The organism is Streptosporangium sp. DT93 (genome assembly GCF_049844535.1).
Classification (GTDB): domain Bacteria; phylum Actinomycetota; class Actinomycetes; order Streptosporangiales; family Streptosporangiaceae; genus Streptosporangium.
In genome coordinates, this window is sequence record NZ_JBNCLF010000006.1 from 289,544 (window position 1) to 305,365 (window position 15,822).

Below are 15,822 nucleotides of genomic sequence, written 5' to 3' on the forward strand. Positions count from 1 at the left end.
CCAACGGCCGGGAGCGGCTCAGGGCAGCCGCGACCCCAGCAGCAGCGCCGCCCCCGCGGTCACCAGCCCGGCCAGGATCGCCGCCACCACGAACCACTGGGTGATCTCCTGGCTGACCGTCCGGTACCCCAGCGAGGTGCCGATCTGCTCGTAGACCTGCCGCAGCTGGCTGCCCGACTCCGCCTCGTAGGCCCGGCCGCCCGTCCCGTCCGACAGGCTCTGCAGGGTGGCCTTGTTCACCGGCACCTGCACGTCGCGTCCCTCGATCGAGACGGTCCCCTCCTGGGTCCCGTACGCGATCGTGGAGACCGGCACCCGCACGCTCTTCGCCGACTCGATGGCCTCGGTCACCGAACGGCCCGAGGTGTTGTCCCCGTCGGAGAGCAGCACGATCGCGGCGGGCGGCGGGTCGGTCACCGCCCGCTGGTCGAAGGAGCGCAGGGCCTCCAGGGAGCTGAACACCGCCTCGCCGATCGCGGTGCCCGCCCGGGTGGTCAGGGTGCCCAGGGAGGTCACCACGGCCTCGTGGTCGGTGGTGGGGGAGACCACGACCGAGGAGGAGCGGGCGAAGGCGACCAGTCCGACGTTGAAGCGCTCCGGCAGGTCGGAGACGAACTTCTGCGCCGCCTCCCTGGCGGCGGCGATCCGGTTCGGCCGTACGTCGTCGGCCTCCATGGACAGCGAGACGTCCAGCGCGATGATGATCGTCGCGCGGTCGCGGGGGACGCGCACCGAGTCGGCGGGACGGGCCGCGCCCACGATCAGCAGGATCATCATGACGAGGAACAGCGCGGGCGCCACGTGCCGCCTCCAGCCCGGCGCCGACGGCGTCACCAGGTCCAGCAGCGGCAGGTTGGTGAAGCGCAGCGCGTAGCGGCGCCGGGAGAACTGGGCCGCCACGTACCCCGCCACGAGCAGGGCCAGCGCGGCGAACAACCAGAGCCATACCGGAGAGAGAAAGGTCACCGTGTCGCTCCCGACCTCGGGGGCCGATGGGTCACGTGCGCCATGCGCCGCTGCCGAAGGACGAACTGGGCGATGTCGACGACCCAGTCGCGGTCGGTGCGCAGCACCAGGTGGGCCACCCCGCAGCGGCGCAGCGCCACCTGGTTGGCGTCCCGCTGCGCGGCGGCGGCCTCCGCGTACGCCCGGCGGATCCTGGGGGTGAGGTGCACCTGGCGGCTCCGCCCGGACTCCGGGTCGGTCAGGTTGACCAGGCCCACCGCCGGCAGCTCCAGCTCGCGAGGGTCGATCACCTCGACGGCCAGCACCTGGTGGTGGGCGGCGAGCCGCCGGATCGGCCGCTCCCAGGGTTTCTCCAGGCCCGCGTCCAGGGTCGGCGCGGCGTCGAGGAAGTCGGAGACGACCACCCGCAGGCCGCGCCGGCGCCGCGCCGAGGCCAGCACCTCGATCGCCTCCGCCAGATCGGGGGCGTCCGCGACGATCCGGCCCCTGGGGGCCTCCGTCAGGGAGTGCAGCAGGCCGTACAGGGCGGGCCGGCCGCCCCGGGCGGGCATCCGGTGGATGTACTCGTCGTGCAGCACGTAGGCGCCGAAGCGGTTGCCGATCCGGCCCGACAGGAAACCGATCGCCCCGACGGCGGCCACGACCAGGTCCCGCTTCTCCATGCCCGAGGTGCCGAAGTCCATGCTGGGCGACAGGTCCGCCAGGGCCCAGGTCTCCAGCTCCCGGTCGGCGATCAGGTCCCGTACGTGCGGGACGGTCGTGCGGGCGGTCACCGCCCAGTCCATCCGCCGGATGTCGTCCTCGCCGGGGACATACCCCCGGCTGTCGCCGAACTCGCTCCCGGGACCGGGCAGGAACCCCTGGTAGGAGCCCTGCATGAGGCCGTCCAGGCGGCGGACGATGGTGAGCTCGAGGCGGCGCAGCGCATGGATGGAGGTGTGGGGCGCGTTCCCGCGGTGGTGCTCGGGAGGGGTCACCGGGGGCCCTGGTTCCAGACGACCAGGGGCGGCGGCACGGCCGTCAGGATCTGGCGGACCACGTCCTCGGGGTCGATCCCGTCGGCCAGGGCGTCGAAGGTGAGCATCAGCCGGTGGGACATCACGTCCACCGCCACGTCGCGGATGTCGTCGGGGAGGAGGTAGTCGCGGCCGCGCAGCAGGGCCAGGCCGCGTCCCGCCGCGACCAGGCCGAGGGTGGCCCGGGGGCTGACGCCGATCTCGATGTTCTCCTCCAGGTCGGCCAGGCCGTACTCGGCGGGGGAGCGGGTGGCCATCACGAGCCTGACCACGTAGTCGGCGACGAGCTGGTGGACCGAGACCTGGTCGGCCATCGTCTGCAGCGCGGCCAGCCGCTCGGGATCGAGCACCGGGCGGGGGGTGGGCGGGGTCACGCTCATCCGGTGCAGGATCTCCAGCTCCTCGTGGGCGTTGGGGTGGGTGACGCGGACCTTGAACAGGAACCGGTCGCGCTGGACCTCCGGCAGGGGGTAGACGCCCTCGGACTCGATCGGGTTCTGGGTGGCCAGCACGATGAACGGCCTGGGCAGCGGATGGGTCTGCCCGGCGAGGGTCACCTGCCGCTCCGCCATCACCTCCAGCAGCGCCGACTGGACCTTGGCCGGGGCCCGGTTGATCTCGTCGGCGAGCAGGAAGTTCACGAACACCGGGCCGAGCTCGACGTCGAAGGCCTCGCGGGAGGGGTGGTAGACCCGGGTTCCCACGATGTCGCTGGGGACCAGGTCGGGGGTGAACTGGATGCGGGCGAACGCTCCGCCGACCACGGTGGCCAGCGTCGAGGCGGCCAGGGTCTTGGCGACCCCCGGAACGCCTTCCAGCAGGCAGTGCCCCCGGGCCAGGAGCGCGACGAGCAGACGCTCCACCATGTGGTCCTGCCCCACGATGACCCGCCGGACCTCGGTCAGGGCGTCGCGCAGCAGTCCGGTGTCGGTATCGCTCGGCAGTTCTTCGGCGACGGTCATGCCGGTATTCCATCAAATGAAATGACCGTTCGCACGGCGGCTCCGCCTGGCGTTCCCCGGCGGCGTGCCCGGCGCGTCCTCGGGGGGTCGCCGCGGGGCGGGGGGGCGGGCGGGGGCCGCCCGGCGCGGCCGTTCCCGCGCCGATCCGTGCCGTCGCGCCGGTGTGCTTTCATGTCAGACGTGGCCACTCCGCTGCAGTACGGCGACCCGCCCCGGCTGGGGCCCTTCCTCCTGCAGGCCCGGCTGCGCGTGGGACCGGCGGGGCTGGTCTACCTGGGGCTGGCGCCCGACGGCCGGGCGGTCTCGGTCGCGGTGCTGACCAGGGGGGCCGCGCTCGACCCGGCGGCCAGGGACCGCTTCGTCACCGGTGTCCGCGACGCGATGGCCAGCCGTTCGGGCGTGCGAGGCTGGGTGGCCAGGGCCGCGCGCGGGCGTACCGCGGTGGCCGACGCGTTGCCGCAGGTGCTGGCCATGGACGGCGGGAACGCCCCCTGGGTGGCCACCCCGTACGAGCCGGAGCGGGCGGGGGCCGAGTGGTTCCTGGAACCCGTGCTGGTCAGCGGCACGCTGATCGGGGAACGGCACGGACCGGACTTCGCCCCGCACTGGGTGGGCGACCGCTCGCCCGCGCTGCCACCGCCACCGCAGAGCGCGCCGCCCCCGACCGAGACGCGCCGGTCGGTGATCGTGGCCGCGGTGGCGCTGGCCGCGCTGCTGGTGCTGCTGGCCGTGATGATGTGGCTCCTGCTGCGCGGGGAGGAGGAGTTCGAGCAGCCGCCGAGGCCGTTGCCGCCCACCGTCTTCGTGCCGACCCCGCCGCCGGTGCCGTCGCAGACCCCGCCCGGCCGGCCCACCACGTCGCCGTCGCCCAGCCAGAGCGGGACCGGCACCCCGGGGCCGGACGACGGCGAGGGCGACGAGGAGGATCCCATCTAGGGTCGCGTTCCCGGTGATGCCGGGGCCGGTACGCCCCCCGAGGGCCGTGCTGGTTGTGCGGGCCGTGCGGGCCGTGAAGGCCCTGAGGGCAGCAGCAGTGCCGGCAGGGCGGCGAGGGCCAGCAGCGCGACGGCCCACCAGTAGGCGTGCCGGAACGCGCCGGCCCGCTCGGCGGCGCCCACCATGCCTGCCGCGCCTGCCGCGCCCGCCGCGTCTCCGGTGGCCGATGCCAGCACCACCGGCAGCAGCGCCGTGCCGAGCGAGACCCCGACCTGGGAGACGATGTTCAGCAGGGTGCTGCCGGAGGGCACGTCGTCGGCGGGCAGGTCGCGGGTCGCGGCCGTGCTGACCGGCATCATCACCATGCCGACCCCGGCCCCCATGACCAGCATCGCCCCGCACAGCGACCAGTAGGACGTGTCCGGTCCGAGCAGGGCGGTGAACGACGACAGGCCGAGCACGGCCAGCGCGACGCCGGAGACGACCACCAGCCGGGGGGAGACCCGGTCGACGCGCCGGGTGGCGATCTGCATGGAGAGGCCGACGGCGACGGCCAGCGGCACGCCCAGCAGGCCGGCCTGGGCGGCGCCGAGCTCCCGGACCGTCTGGTAGTACATCGGCGTCAGCAGCATCGACCCGAAGTAGCCGCAGGGGAAGAGGGTCATGGTGGCCAGGCCCGCGGCGAAGGTGCGCTCGCGAAACAGGCGCAGGCGCAGCAGCGGGTCGCGTGCGGTCAGGCCGCGGGCGACGAACCCGGCGCAGAGCAGCACTCCCGCGACGATCGGCGCCGACGCCCCGGGCGCGGTCAGGTCGCCGCGCTCGCCGCCGGTGGACAGGCCGTGGATGAGCAGGGCCAGCCCCGGCGAGAGCATCAGCAGGCCGGGCACGTCCAGCCTCCGGGTCCGCCGTGGCTCGCCGGGCGGCAGCAGGCGTACCGCGAGCAGCAGCGCCACCGCGCCGACGGGCAGGTTGACCAGGAAGATCCAGTGCCAGGAGGCGGCGTCGATGAGCCAGCCTCCCAGCACCGGCCCGCTCACCGGCCCGATCAGGACCGGGATGCCGAGCACGGCCATCGTCCTGCCCATCCGTTCCCGCTCGGAGGCGCGGATGACCATCGCCATGCCGACCGGCATCAGCAGGCCGCCGCCGAGTCCCTGCAGCACCCGGAACAGCACCAGGGTCTCGATGCTCCAGGCGAGCGAGGCCAGGGCCGAGCCGAGGGTGAACAGGACCAGCGCGGTGAGGTAGACGCCCTTGGCGCCGAAGCGGTCCATGCTCCAGGCCGCCGCGGGGACGACGGCGACGAGGGCGAGGGTGTAGCCGGTGGCCACCCACTGGACGGTGGCGAGCGATGCGCCGAACGCCGTCGCCAGCGGGTGCACGGCGACGTTGACGATGGTGATGTCCAGCACGGACATGATCGAGCCGACGACGACGACCAGCAGGGTCCCGGCCGGGCCCGGGGCGGTCGCGGCGCCCCGGGCCCGGCCGGCGGGCGCGCTCGTCCCGCCGTCATTCGCGGTACGGGCGCTCATCGGGCCGTCACTCGCCGTACGGGTGCTCGGCGCGGGCGGCGCGCAGGGCGCGCCCCCACCACAGGAGCTGGTCGAGCATGTTCTTGGCGGCGTCCTCGCACACGGCCGCGTCCAGCGGCCTGCCGTCCTCGCCCAGCCCGGACCAGGGCCCGTGCAGGCTGACCGAGTCGCGTACGGTCATGGCGTGCAGCTCGGCGAAGACCTGCCGGAGCTGTTCGACCGCGCGCAGCCCGCCGCCCACGCCGCCGTAGGAGACGAAGCCGATCGGCTTGGCCTGCCACTGGGTGAAGTGCCAGTCGACGAGGTTCTTCAGCGAGGCCGGGAAGCTGTGGTTGTACTCCGGGGTGACGATCACGAACGCCTCGGCGGCGGCCAGCCGGGGGGTGACCTCGGCCAGGGCGGCCTGGGTCGCGGGGGCCGGGTCGGGCAGGCCGTCCCAGTCGGGCATGGACACCGGAAGGTCCAGGGTGGCGACGTCGACGACGTCCAGGACGAGGTCGGTGCGCTGTTCCGCCTGGCGGACGAACCACTCGGCGACCGACGGGCCGACGCGGCCCCCTCGGGCGCTCCCGACGATGACGGCGACCCGCAGGGCGGCCTCACGGGTGGTCGCGGGTCCGGTGACGTGGGCGGTTTCGGACATGGGTGTCTCCCCGAATCTGGTGTGGTGATGCGGCCGTTCGCGGCGCGCTCCGCTAAGATACAACGATGGTTGCACTAATAACAACGTGCGTTGTAAAAAGCGGTGGCGTACGGGAAGGGGGGCGGGAACGATGACCGGCTCGGGGTCCAAGGAGTCCAAAGGGTCCAGGGGGTCTGCGGAGTCCACCGGGCCCACCGGACCCAAGGGGTCTGCGGGGTCTGCGGAGGCCGTGGGGTTCGCGGGGTCTGCGGCGGAGGCGGTGGGGGCGGCGGAGGCGGTGGTCCGGCCTCGGCGGGGCCGGGCGGACAAGGCGGCGGCGATCGTGCGGGCGGGATGCGAGGTCTTCGGGCGGGACGGCTACACCCGGGCCACCGTCGACGTGATCGCCGCGCAGGCCGGCGCCTCGACCCGTACCCTCTACAACCACTTCCCGGGAGGGAAGGAGGAGCTGTTCCGCTCGGTCATGCAGTGGAGCGCGAGCCGGGTCAGGGAGGAGCAGCTCGCGCGGCTGCGCAGGTACCTGGACCTGGAGCGCCCGCCCCGCCACGAGGACCTGGAACGCGACCTGCTCGCCCTGGCCCGTTCGTGGGTCGATCTGATGGCGGACTCCCGCGACCACTTCTCGCTGGTGCGGCACGTCTACGCGGAGGCCGGGCACATTCCGGCCGAGGCCCTGGAGGCCTGGCAGGAGGCCGGGCCCCGCCCGGTCATGCGCGGGGTGACCGAGGCCATGACCGCGCTGGCCGGGCACGGCCTGATCGACGCGCACGGCGACCCCGCCCAGGCCGGCGAGCACTTCATGGCGCTGGTCACGACCGACGTCGCGCCCCGGTCCTACTGGGGGCTGAGCCCGCTTCCGAGGGAGGAGACCGACCGGCTGACCGCCTCCGGGGTGCGGGCCTTCCTGCGGGCGTACGGCGCGACGAAGGGAGGCCTGCCGGCCTGAGCCCGGGACGGGCGCACCCTGTGACGAGGTCCCGCGAGGGTGCAGGGGGTGAAGGGGGTGCAGGGGGTGTCGTGGCGGTCCGGTCGCCGTCGCGCGGCCCGGTCCCGTGACGGCGGACGGGAGAGTTGTACCTACTGGTATGTACACTCGTCGTATGAGCGCGCCGGAGGACCTGATCGCCAGCACCCGCGAGCTGCTGTGGGAGCGCGGCTACGTGGGCACCAGCCCCCGGGCCATCCAGCAGCGGGCCGGGGTCGGCCAGGGCAGCATGTACCACCACTTCACCGGAAAGCCGGATCTGGCGCTGGCCGCGATCGGCCGTACCGCCGAGGAGCTGCGGGCCGCGGCCGAGGACCGGCTCGCCGGTCCAGGGACGGCGGTCGAGCGGATCACCGCGTATCTGCGGCGCGAGCGCGACGTCCTGCGGGGCTGCCCGATCGGCCGCCTCACCCAGGACCCGGACGTGGTCGCCGACCCGGCGCTGCGCCGCCCCGTCGAGGAGACCTTCGCCTGGCTGCGCGACCGGCTCGCCGGGATCCTGGCCGAGGGCCGGGACCGGGGCGAGCTGCCGGCCGGGCTCGATCCGGTCGCCACGGCCTGTGCCGTCGTGGCGGTGCTCCAGGGCGGCTACGTGCTGGCCCGCGCGGCCGACTCCGCCGAACCGTTCACCCAGGCCGTCGACGGCGTGCTGGGGCTGCTCGCCGCCCACACCCGTCCGGCCTGACCCTGTTCCGGGCGTGTCCCTGACCTGGGCCTGTTCTGGACCTTGGCCTGTTTCTGTCCCAGCCCCGGGCCGGGACATAGGCCTGGAACGGGAGCGGGCACACCCGTGCATCCCACCCCTCGCCCTCCGGCGACGAGACGAAGGCGGTCACGTTCCCATGTACGCCGAGCAGTACGAGATCACCCTGCCCGCCGACTACGACATGCGGATCATCCGCGAACGGGTCGCCCGCTCGGGCCACCTGCTGGACGACCGCGCGGGGCTGGGCCTGAAGGCCTACCTGATCCGCGAACGCGGCACCGACGGCTCCCCGGTCAACCAGTACACCCCCTTCTACCTGTGGAACGACGCGGCCGCGATGGCCCACTTCCTGGTCGGCGGCGGTGGCTTCCAGAACATCGTCCGAGACTTCGGCCGCCCGGCCGTCCACCACTGGACGGGCCTGGCCGCCGTGGCCGGGCCCGCCCGCGCCACGGTCCCGGCGGCCGCCTCGCGCCGCGTCACCGAGCTCCCGGCCGACCCCGACCCGGACGGTACCGGCCTGGGCCTGGCCGCCCGGATCGCCGGGGAGATCGAGCGGCTGGAGACCCTCGCGCGGCGCGAGGACGTGCACACCGCCGCCCTCGTCCTCGATCCCCGGGACTGGCGGCTGCTGCGGTTCACGCTGTGGCGGGACGCGGTGCCCGGCGACGAGGACGCCACCGAGCGGTACGAGGTGCTGCACCTGTCGGCACCCGGCCTGGCCGGCCTGGCCGGCCTGGCCGATAGGAGGCCTTTCACGGGGTAGAGGGGCGCCCGTGAGCGAACTGACGCAGAGCGACCCGGCCGAGCCCGGCATCGTGCGCCGGCGCCGGGGGAGGGGGTTCGGCTACCACCACCCCAACGGGACGAAGGTGCGCGACCGCCGTACCCTCGACCGGATCAGGGCTCTGGCCCTGCCGCCGGCCTGGACCGACGTGTGGATCTGCCGGTCGCGCGACGGCCACATCCAGGCGGTCGGCACCGACGCGGCCGGGCGCAGGCAGTACCGCTACCACGACCGGTGGCGCGAGGAGCAGGACCGGGCGAAGTTCGAACGGGTGCGGCGGATGGCCGAGCGGCTGCCCAAGTTCAGGGAGCGGGTGGCCGAGCACCTGGAGCAGGACGGGCCGACCCGCGAGCGGGTGCTCGCCGCCGCCGCGCGGATGCTCGACATCGGGTTCTTCCGGGTCGGCGGGGAGGCGTACGAGTCGTTCGGGCTGGCCACGCTCAGGATGGAGCACGTCACCTGCTCGGCGGGCCGCGTCTCGTGCGCCTACCCGGCCAAGAGCGGCAGGTTCCGTGAGGTGGAGATCGTCGACGCGGACGTGTGCGAGGTGATCACCGAGCTGCACGGCGCCGCGGAGGAGGGGGAGCTGCTGCGCTACCGGGACGGCTCCCGCTGGGTCGACGTGCGCAGCGACGACATCAACGCCTACCTGCGCGAGACGCTCGACGTCGAGACCTCCGCCAAGGACTTCAGGACCTGGCACGCCACGGTGCTGGCCGCCGTGGGCCTGGCCGTCTCGGTGCGGGCCCGCTCCAGGACGGGCAGGATACGCGCGGTCAACCGGGTGATCGCCGAGGTGGCCGGGTACCTGGGCAACACCCCGGCGGTGGCGCGCGCCTCCTACGTGGACCCGCGAGTGATCGAGGCCTACCACCGGGGCCGCACCGTCGCCCGGGCGCTGGGACGGCTGGGCGCCGAGAGCGGTTTCGGGCAGCTCGCCACGCACGGCGCCATGGAGCGGGCCGTGCTGTCCCTGCTGCGCGGGCGCTGAGCGCCCGTCCGGCGCACACGGACGCCGGGGCACGCGGGTGCCGGGAGCCCGGCCGGCGTCGCGCGGAGGCCGGGAGCATGATCGGCGATCGGGCGGGCATGAGGTCGCTGAGATCGTGACCCGCCACGAGAGAGGTGATCGGACGATGCCGGCACGTGAGGAGCTCCCGAGTACCCTGGAGCGGTCGCCGAAGAAGGCGCAGGAGACGTGGATCAAGGCCCATGACGCCGCGGTGGAGACCTACGGCGAGGGGGAGCGGGCCCACCGCACGGCGTTCTCGGCGCTCAAGCACTCCTTCGAGAAGATCGGCGACCACTGGGAGCCCAAGGAGAGCAAGGGCCCCTCGGACGCCCGCGCCGCCCAGACCAGGCCCACGTCGGGCAGGACCGCCGAGGGGGTGGACGCCAACGCCTCCAAACAGCACCTGTACGAGGTGGCCAGGCGCCTGGAGGTCAAGGGGCGCTCCACCATGACCAAGCAGGAGCTGGTCGCGGCCATCCAGAAGGCCAACCGGCGGGCCACGGCCAAGGCCCGCTGACGGTCGGGACGACCCGCCCGGCTCGCACATCCGGAGCCGGGCGGCCTTCCGGTTCGGGAGAAACCGTCGGTCAAGGCCGCCCGATTTTTCTTCAGAAAAGGTATGAATACGAATACAGCGGGCACGCGATCCTCAACCTGAGCCGTTGGTATTCGAGCCGTTCTCACCCAATTGGATCGCCATGCCTCTTAAGAGCAACGTCATCCCGATCATCCACTGGTCCCGCCGCTCGTCCTGCCTCAACGAGGATCCCGAGCTCTTCTTCCCCGTGTCCTACGAGGGACCCGGGCGGGAGCAGTACGAACGGGCCAGGGCCGTGTGCCGCCGTTGCCCGGTGCGGGGACGCTGCCTTGAGTACGCGATGAACACCCAGCAGATGGACGGCGTGTGGGGTGGTACCACTCCCGAGGAGCGCAGGACCGCCATGGCCGGGTCGAGGCGCCGGAGGGCCAGCAGGTAGTTCCCCGGTCCGCCGCCGACAGCGGCGCCGTGGCCTGCCGGTGGTCTCGCGCCATCGAGGGGCCGCGACCGGCTGATGCCGATCACGTCTCCTGCCACGCCTCACGGCATCGATCACGCGGTACACCGGGAGAAGGCGTCAGCCGATCTCCAGCGTCGTCTGCCCGTCCACCTCCGCGCCTGCCGTCCCCTTCGCGTCCTTCCCCGTGTCCCCTCCGCTCGTCGTGTCCTGCCCCTCCGCGTCCCACCCGGCCGGGCCGCCGACGAGTTCGCGGAACCGGGAGGCGTTGCGCTGGGAGTTGTCCGCGCAGCAGTTGTTGAACAGGACGTGGGTGACCTTCGCCCGGCCCGCGAGCTCCCCGACCCTGGCCGCCCACCGTTCGAGCTCGTCCTCGGAGTACAGGTACAGGAACCGCTCGTCGATGTTCTTGCTGGTCCACTTCTCGGAGTGCCCGTGCAGCCGTACCACGGCGAGATCGGAGGTCGCGGCGAGGACCGGCGGCATCGACGAGGCGTGCCCCTGCGGCATGTCGACCCCCACGTACGGGAGATCGTGCTCGGCCAGGAAGGCCAGGGTCTCCTCGCGGTTGTCCTCGTCCATCCAGGTGTGGTTGCGGAACTCCACGCTGATCCGCATCGGCGCGCAGCGCCGGGCGCACTCCAGGATGTAGCGCCTGGGGCCCTCGCCGACCGGGAACCACGGCGGGAACTGGAAGAGCACCGCTCCCAGCCTGCCCGAGGCGTGCAGCGGCTCCAGCGTCTCCAGGAAGCGCCGCCACACCTCCTCGGTGATCTCCGGCGGCACGTCCTTGAGGTAGAGGTTGCGCTGCGGGGGCGCCCCCAGCTTCTCCTTCAGGTCCTTGTAGAGCGCGGCCGGACGGGTGGGGTGCCCGGTGAGCAGGGAGAACGCCTTGATGTCGAAGGTGAATCCGGGAGGGGTGCGGTCCCGCCAGCCCCGCACGGTGCCCAGCGACGGCGGGTGGTAGTAGGTGGCGTCCACCTCGACCACCGGGAACCTCGACGCGTAGTAGGCCAGGCGTTTCGCCGGGTTCGAGGCGCCCTCGGGATACCAGCCCGACTCCAGCAGCGACCGGTGCGTCCACGAGGCCGTGCCCACGAGGATCCTGCCCATTCCCCGCCCTCCCTGCGAAGCCGGCGGCTCCGGCGTCCGGTGCGCACCCGATCCCGTACGGGAACGCTCCCGGACACCTCCTGCCCGCACAGGCCGCCTTCGATCGTCCCGGCGGGGTGTGGTCAGGTGGCCGTCTCCAGCTGTTCGGACAACCGCTCCAGGCCGTCCCTGATGAGCCTGCCGTACTCGTCGTCGCCCAGTGCGCCGATCTCGGACCGCGCCAGCTCGAGGTACTCGCGGGCACGGTCGAGATCGCCCAGTTTGCGGTAGCAGTCGCTCACGTTGAGGTGCAGCGACGGATACAGGCCGGCCACCGAGAGCGGCACCCCGGCCCGCGCCACCATCTCGTCGGTGACCAGATCGGCGGCGGCGAGCGCGCGCAGGTCCCACATCAGCTCCCGGCTCACGTCGTCCTGCACGTCGGCCATCGAGTGGGCGAGGACGCAGACGTGCAGCGGGTCGCCCTGCTCGCCGCCGATGTCATCCCAGATCTGCGCGAACAGGTCGCGGGCGGCCTCACGTTTCCCCTGGTGGTGGTGCAGCTCCACCCCCTGGCCGATCCGGGTCATCGTCGGGTCGGCGGTCATCGGCGGCTCCTTCACCGTCGAGGCTCCTTCACCGTCGCGGTCAGCCTACCCGCCCGGCGCGGCTTGACGATCTTCGATCGCGCCGCCGCGGCGGGCCGCGGGTCTCAGGGGCGCCCGCCGATGCCGGTGCGCAACTCGCCCAGGCGCGCCGGGCCGCCGGTGTGCGGCGCCAGCGGAGGGGTGTTCATCCCCTCGGGATGGCGCAGGCCCTCGAAGAGGTCCTCCATGGCCTCGACCGCCGTGTGGCGCGGCTCCCAGCCCAGCTCGGTGCGGGCACGTCCGACGTCCATGATCGGCATCCTGAGCACCAGGTCGACCAGGCCCGGAGAGGCGGGGACCAGCCGCAGGTGCCAGGCCGCCGCGACCGTGCTCCGCAGCGCCCATCCCGAGACCGGGACCAGCTTGGCGCCGAGCATCTCGGCCAGGACCGAGGGCTCGATCACCGGGTCCGCGGCGATGTTGAAGGCGCCCGACACCGGCCGGGTCACCGCCAGCCGGAACGCCTGGCCGATGTCGGCGCTGTGGACCACCTGGAAACGAAGCCCGGGGGTGTTCGGCACCACCGGGATCAGACCGGGGCGTACCAGCCGCTGCGGGATGAACGGCCCGCCGAACAGCCGGCGCTGCCCGACCGACGCCTCCCGCTTGAAGATGAAGCCCGGCCGCATCCGGACCACCCGCATACCGGGGTGATCGCGTTCGAGCACGTCGAGGACCCGTTCCAGGTACGCCTTCTCCCGGCCGTAGGAGGCGCCGGGCCAGCCGTGCGTCGGCCAGTCCTCGGTGACGGGACGGTCCTTGGGGGCCGAGGAGTAGGCGCCGACCGAGGAGGAGTACACCAGCGCCGGCACCCCCGCCCGCGCGGTGGCCTCGAAGACCCGGATGCCGCCCAGGACGTTGTTGCGCCAGGTGGTGATCGGGTCGCGGGTCGGCTGGAACAGCCACGCCAGGTGGACGACCGCGTCGGCGCCCTCCAGGTGCGGGGTCAGGTCGCCGGAGGTGGTGTCGACGGCCTGCCAGGTGGTCTTGGGCGGGTTCCAGTCCGGTGCCCTCCGGGCCAGGCCCACGATGGATGTGACGCTCTGATCGGCGGCGAGGGCCGAGACCACGCTCGTGCCCACGTTTCCCGTCGCGCCGACGACTACTACTCGCATGCCTACCGGGTGCCCCGGGAGGGAGCGGCGAATCCCCCCGGACGACGGCTTTGCCGGACGGTGAAAGCGGCATCCACCGCGCACACCTCCCGCGCGGCGCCGGGAGGACCGGCTCGTACGGCGCCGGGGAACCTCCTGTGCGGTGCGGAAGGACCGGCGCGGAGAACGTGCCACCCCGAGGGGTCCCGCGCGGCGCGGAGGGGTCAGCGCCGGGGGAACGGCCAGGGGTTGGGGCGGCAGCCGGACAGGGACTTGGTCTGCTGGAGCATCACCGGCGCCCGCCTGCCCGGTCCCGGGCAGGACACGTGCCCGTGCCCGAGGCCGTGGCCGACCTCGTGGCTGATGACGTACTCCCGGTAGGAGGCCACGTCCCGGCCGTAGCCCCGCGCGCCGGTGTTCCACCGGTCGGCGTTGATGACGGCGCGCTCGCCGTTCCAGCAGGACAGCACGGACACGACCCGCATCGGCAGGCACTCGCGGTCGGCGGTCCGGGGGCTGGTCAGCGAGACCTTCAGCTCGACGGGGCCGCGCGCCACCCGTGTGAACCGGTACCCCCACCCGCGCCGGTCGTTGAGGATGCGGTGCACCTCGGCGGCGAACTCGTCCACCTCGAAGGGCAGGCCGCGCTCGACCTCCACCGCGTACCGGACGACCCTGCCCTTGCGGCCGGGGGCGCGGGCCTCGCCGGGGGCGACGGCGTAGCGGCCCTTGGCCCTGCGGGGCACCTTCACCCGTAGCGGCTGCCTGCGGCCGTTGGCGAGCAGGAGCGGCCTCTCGGCCGGGGCGAGGGCGGGATCGGCGGCACCGGCCGGATCGGCGGTGGCGCCGGGACCGGCGGTGGCGTCGGCGGGGCCGGGTGTCGTGGACGGTCGCGGCGGCGGGGTCGGGATCGCGGTCACCGGCTCCGGCGGGAGGGCGGCGGCGGGCAGGGGGCCGCCCGGCACCGGGTCGAGGTGGCCGCTCAGCAGCAGGACGAATCCGGTCACGACGGTGGACACGATCCCGGCGGCGATGAGCCACAGAGCGCCCTCGGGCGCGCGTCGACCTTCGTTTCTGGACATAGACCGTAAACCTTATTGCCCCCGCGTCGGTACCCGATCAATCGGGGGAAAACCATCGTATGACGATCCCCCCGCGGGTCTCGGGGCGGGTACGCCGAACGGCGGCCGCGGATGCGGCCGCCGTCGGATCGGAAGGTCCCGCCGGGCGGTGGGCGGGTCTTCCGGGAGTACGGGTGCGCCGGGACGCGGTCCCCGTGGAGCACGGCCCTTCCGGGAGGGCGCTCCTCGCGGGAGCACCCTCCTTCGGGGAGCGCGGTCCGGCTAGGAGTGCGGGCAGGTGCCCTGGTAGGCGGAGATGGTCGTGCTGGTCGACGGCACCGGGCAGAGGAACTGGTCGTAGCGGACGTCGTCGTCGATGAAGCGCTTCATCCACGCGACGCTGTACTTGGCGATGGTGGTGTTGGAGCTGTTCGGCGCGGTGTGGCTGGCGTTGTTCAGCTCCAGGTAGGCCTTCTCCGCGGAGGCCGGGATGCTGTTGTAGAACGGCTTGGCGTGCGAGCTCACCGGGGCGACCGAGTCGTTCTCCGCGCCGATCACCATGGTCGGCACCCGGATGCCCGTCCAGCTCTTGGTGGTGTGCCAGGGGGTCAGCGGGACGGCCGCCTGGAGCGACGGGCGGCTGCTCGACGCCGACAGGCTGCCGCCGCCGCCCATGGAGTGCCCGGCCACGCCGAGCCGGCTGGCGTCGACGCGCGAGGCGACCGAGCTGCGCTGCGTCAGGTAGTCGAGCGCGGCCAGCAACTGCCGGCCGCGGCTGGCGGGCTGGTCGGAGCGGGTGATGGTGTCGATGCTGATGACCACGAACCCGTGGGAGGCCAGCCGCGAGGCGAACGCGGCCATGCTCGACCTGGCCGCGGTGAATCCGGGGGAGACGGCGACCCCGCCGAACGTCCCCTCGCTGGTGCTGGTCGGGTAGTAGATCGTCGCGCCGCCGAAGCCGCCGGCCGCCTGGACGGACGTGACGGTGGCCTGGGCGGTGGTGAACGGTCCCCTGGCCGCCTCGAGGATGGCGTTGGTGGGGTTGGGGCCACGGTCGTAGGGGCCCAGGGCGTTGGTCTGGGTGGCGGGAGCCGCGGCGGCCTGCGCGGCGGGGGCGAGGGTCCCGCCGGTGCCGAGCAGAGCGAGTGCGAGGGTCAGCGTGGCCGCCGCCGTCGCCCGGCGCGTACGCCTGGGCGCGGAGGCCTGGGGGGTGGTGCTGTACGACTGCACGTTGCTGTACTCCGTTCCTGTGGGGGAGACCACGGCGATACGGCGTCGGAGCCGACGGCCGTTCGTCGCGAGGCCGGTCCGTCGCCGACGGCGATACGGTCCGGCGCCACCGGGTGACCCCGCGGGTTTCTGACAGACGCCACTTTCTTCGTGTC

The 15,822-nt window shown here is 73.3% G+C and carries 17 protein-coding genes; 7 read left to right on the forward strand and 10 right to left on the reverse strand.

The features are described from left to right. Window positions 1–18: 18 nt before the first annotated feature. From ACLQ2R_RS15990 to ACLQ2R_RS16000, 3 genes are read right to left on the reverse strand one after another with little or no spacing between them, the layout of a single operon-like run. Window positions 19–966, reverse strand: coding sequence for a VWA domain-containing protein (locus ACLQ2R_RS15990; protein WP_425960273.1), 948 nt, complete (start codon window positions 964–966; stop codon window positions 19–21). Next, window positions 963–1,943, reverse strand: a complete 981-nt coding sequence (locus tag ACLQ2R_RS15995) for a DUF58 domain-containing protein (protein ID WP_425960274.1) — start codon at window positions 1,941–1,943, stop codon at window positions 963–965. The genes ACLQ2R_RS15990 and ACLQ2R_RS15995 overlap by 4 nt, the downstream gene beginning before the upstream one ends. Beyond that, window positions 1,940–2,944, reverse strand: a complete 1,005-nt coding sequence (locus tag ACLQ2R_RS16000) for an AAA family ATPase (protein ID WP_425960275.1) — start codon at window positions 2,942–2,944, stop codon at window positions 1,940–1,942. The genes ACLQ2R_RS15995 and ACLQ2R_RS16000 overlap by 4 nt, the downstream gene beginning before the upstream one ends. A 171-nt stretch (window positions 2,945–3,115) precedes the next feature. Between ACLQ2R_RS16000 and ACLQ2R_RS16005 the strand changes: the two genes are divergently transcribed. Then, window positions 3,116–3,880: a hypothetical protein gene (locus ACLQ2R_RS16005; RefSeq protein WP_425960276.1), complete on the forward strand. Its 765-nt coding sequence runs from the start codon at window positions 3,116–3,118 to the stop codon at window positions 3,878–3,880. Here ACLQ2R_RS16005 and ACLQ2R_RS16010 read toward each other — a convergent pair. Together ACLQ2R_RS16010 and ACLQ2R_RS16015 are read right to left on the reverse strand one after the other, a co-directional pair. Further along, window positions 3,877–5,415 carry a DHA2 family efflux MFS transporter permease subunit gene (locus ACLQ2R_RS16010; RefSeq protein WP_425960277.1) on the reverse strand — a complete coding sequence of 513 codons (1,539 nt, stop codon included), beginning with the start codon at window positions 5,413–5,415 and terminating at the stop codon, window positions 3,877–3,879. The genes ACLQ2R_RS16005 and ACLQ2R_RS16010 overlap by 4 nt on opposite strands. A gap of 7 nt (window positions 5,416–5,422) precedes the next feature. Further along, window positions 5,423–6,058: an NADPH-dependent FMN reductase gene (locus tag ACLQ2R_RS16015; protein ID WP_425960278.1), complete on the reverse strand. Its 636-nt coding sequence runs from the start codon at window positions 6,056–6,058 to the stop codon at window positions 5,423–5,425. A 277-nt stretch (window positions 6,059–6,335) separates the two neighbouring features. Between ACLQ2R_RS16015 and ACLQ2R_RS16020 the strand changes: the two genes are divergently transcribed. From ACLQ2R_RS16020 to ACLQ2R_RS16045, 6 genes are all read left to right on the forward strand, one after another. Then, the gene (locus ACLQ2R_RS16020; RefSeq protein WP_425960279.1) at window positions 6,336–7,004 is read left to right on the forward strand and encodes a TetR/AcrR family transcriptional regulator; all 669 of its coding nucleotides are present in this window, start codon (window positions 6,336–6,338) and stop codon (window positions 7,002–7,004) included. A gap of 154 nt (window positions 7,005–7,158) precedes the next feature. Beyond that, window positions 7,159–7,728 carry a TetR/AcrR family transcriptional regulator gene (locus ACLQ2R_RS16025; RefSeq protein ID WP_425960280.1) on the forward strand — a complete coding sequence of 190 codons (570 nt, stop codon included), beginning with the start codon at window positions 7,159–7,161 and terminating at the stop codon, window positions 7,726–7,728. A 157-nt stretch (window positions 7,729–7,885) separates the two neighbouring features. Further along, window positions 7,886–8,515 carry a DUF4865 family protein gene (locus ACLQ2R_RS16030; protein ID WP_425960281.1) on the forward strand — a complete coding sequence of 210 codons (630 nt, stop codon included), beginning with the start codon at window positions 7,886–7,888 and terminating at the stop codon, window positions 8,513–8,515. A gap of 10 nt (window positions 8,516–8,525) precedes the next feature. Next, window positions 8,526–9,527, forward strand: a complete 1,002-nt coding sequence (locus ACLQ2R_RS16035; protein ID WP_425960282.1) for a DNA topoisomerase IB — start codon at window positions 8,526–8,528, stop codon at window positions 9,525–9,527. 145 nt (window positions 9,528–9,672) lie between these two features. Then, entirely contained in the window at window positions 9,673–10,065 is a 393-nt protein-coding gene (locus ACLQ2R_RS16040) for a ChaB family protein (protein ID WP_425960283.1), read from the forward strand. Between the two features lie 181 nt (window positions 10,066–10,246). Beyond that, window positions 10,247–10,525 carry a WhiB family transcriptional regulator gene (locus ACLQ2R_RS16045; protein WP_425960284.1) on the forward strand — a complete coding sequence of 93 codons (279 nt, stop codon included), beginning with the start codon at window positions 10,247–10,249 and terminating at the stop codon, window positions 10,523–10,525. Between the two features lie 138 nt (window positions 10,526–10,663). Here the strand turns inward: ACLQ2R_RS16045 and ACLQ2R_RS16050 are convergent, their stop codons facing one another. The 5 genes from ACLQ2R_RS16050 to ACLQ2R_RS16070 form a co-directional block, all read right to left on the reverse strand. Next, a complete protein-coding gene (locus ACLQ2R_RS16050) occupies window positions 10,664–11,656 on the reverse strand; it encodes a DUF72 domain-containing protein (protein ID WP_425960285.1) in 993 nt (330 codons plus the stop codon). A gap of 122 nt (window positions 11,657–11,778) precedes the next feature. Next, a complete protein-coding gene (locus tag ACLQ2R_RS16055) occupies window positions 11,779–12,243 on the reverse strand; it encodes a hypothetical protein (protein WP_425960286.1) in 465 nt (154 codons plus the stop codon). Between the two features lie 104 nt (window positions 12,244–12,347). Beyond that, window positions 12,348–13,397 carry an NAD-dependent epimerase/dehydratase family protein gene (locus tag ACLQ2R_RS16060; RefSeq protein WP_425960287.1) on the reverse strand — a complete coding sequence of 350 codons (1,050 nt, stop codon included), beginning with the start codon at window positions 13,395–13,397 and terminating at the stop codon, window positions 12,348–12,350. A gap of 203 nt (window positions 13,398–13,600) precedes the next feature. Next, window positions 13,601–14,458 (reverse strand): DUF3152 domain-containing protein, encoded by an 858-nt coding sequence (locus ACLQ2R_RS16065; RefSeq protein WP_425960288.1) that lies wholly within the window; start codon window positions 14,456–14,458, stop codon window positions 13,601–13,603. 261 nt (window positions 14,459–14,719) lie between these two features. Continuing rightward, window positions 14,720–15,667, reverse strand: a complete 948-nt coding sequence (locus ACLQ2R_RS16070) for a dienelactone hydrolase family protein (RefSeq protein ID WP_425960289.1) — start codon at window positions 15,665–15,667, stop codon at window positions 14,720–14,722. Window positions 15,668–15,822 lie beyond the last annotated feature (155 nt).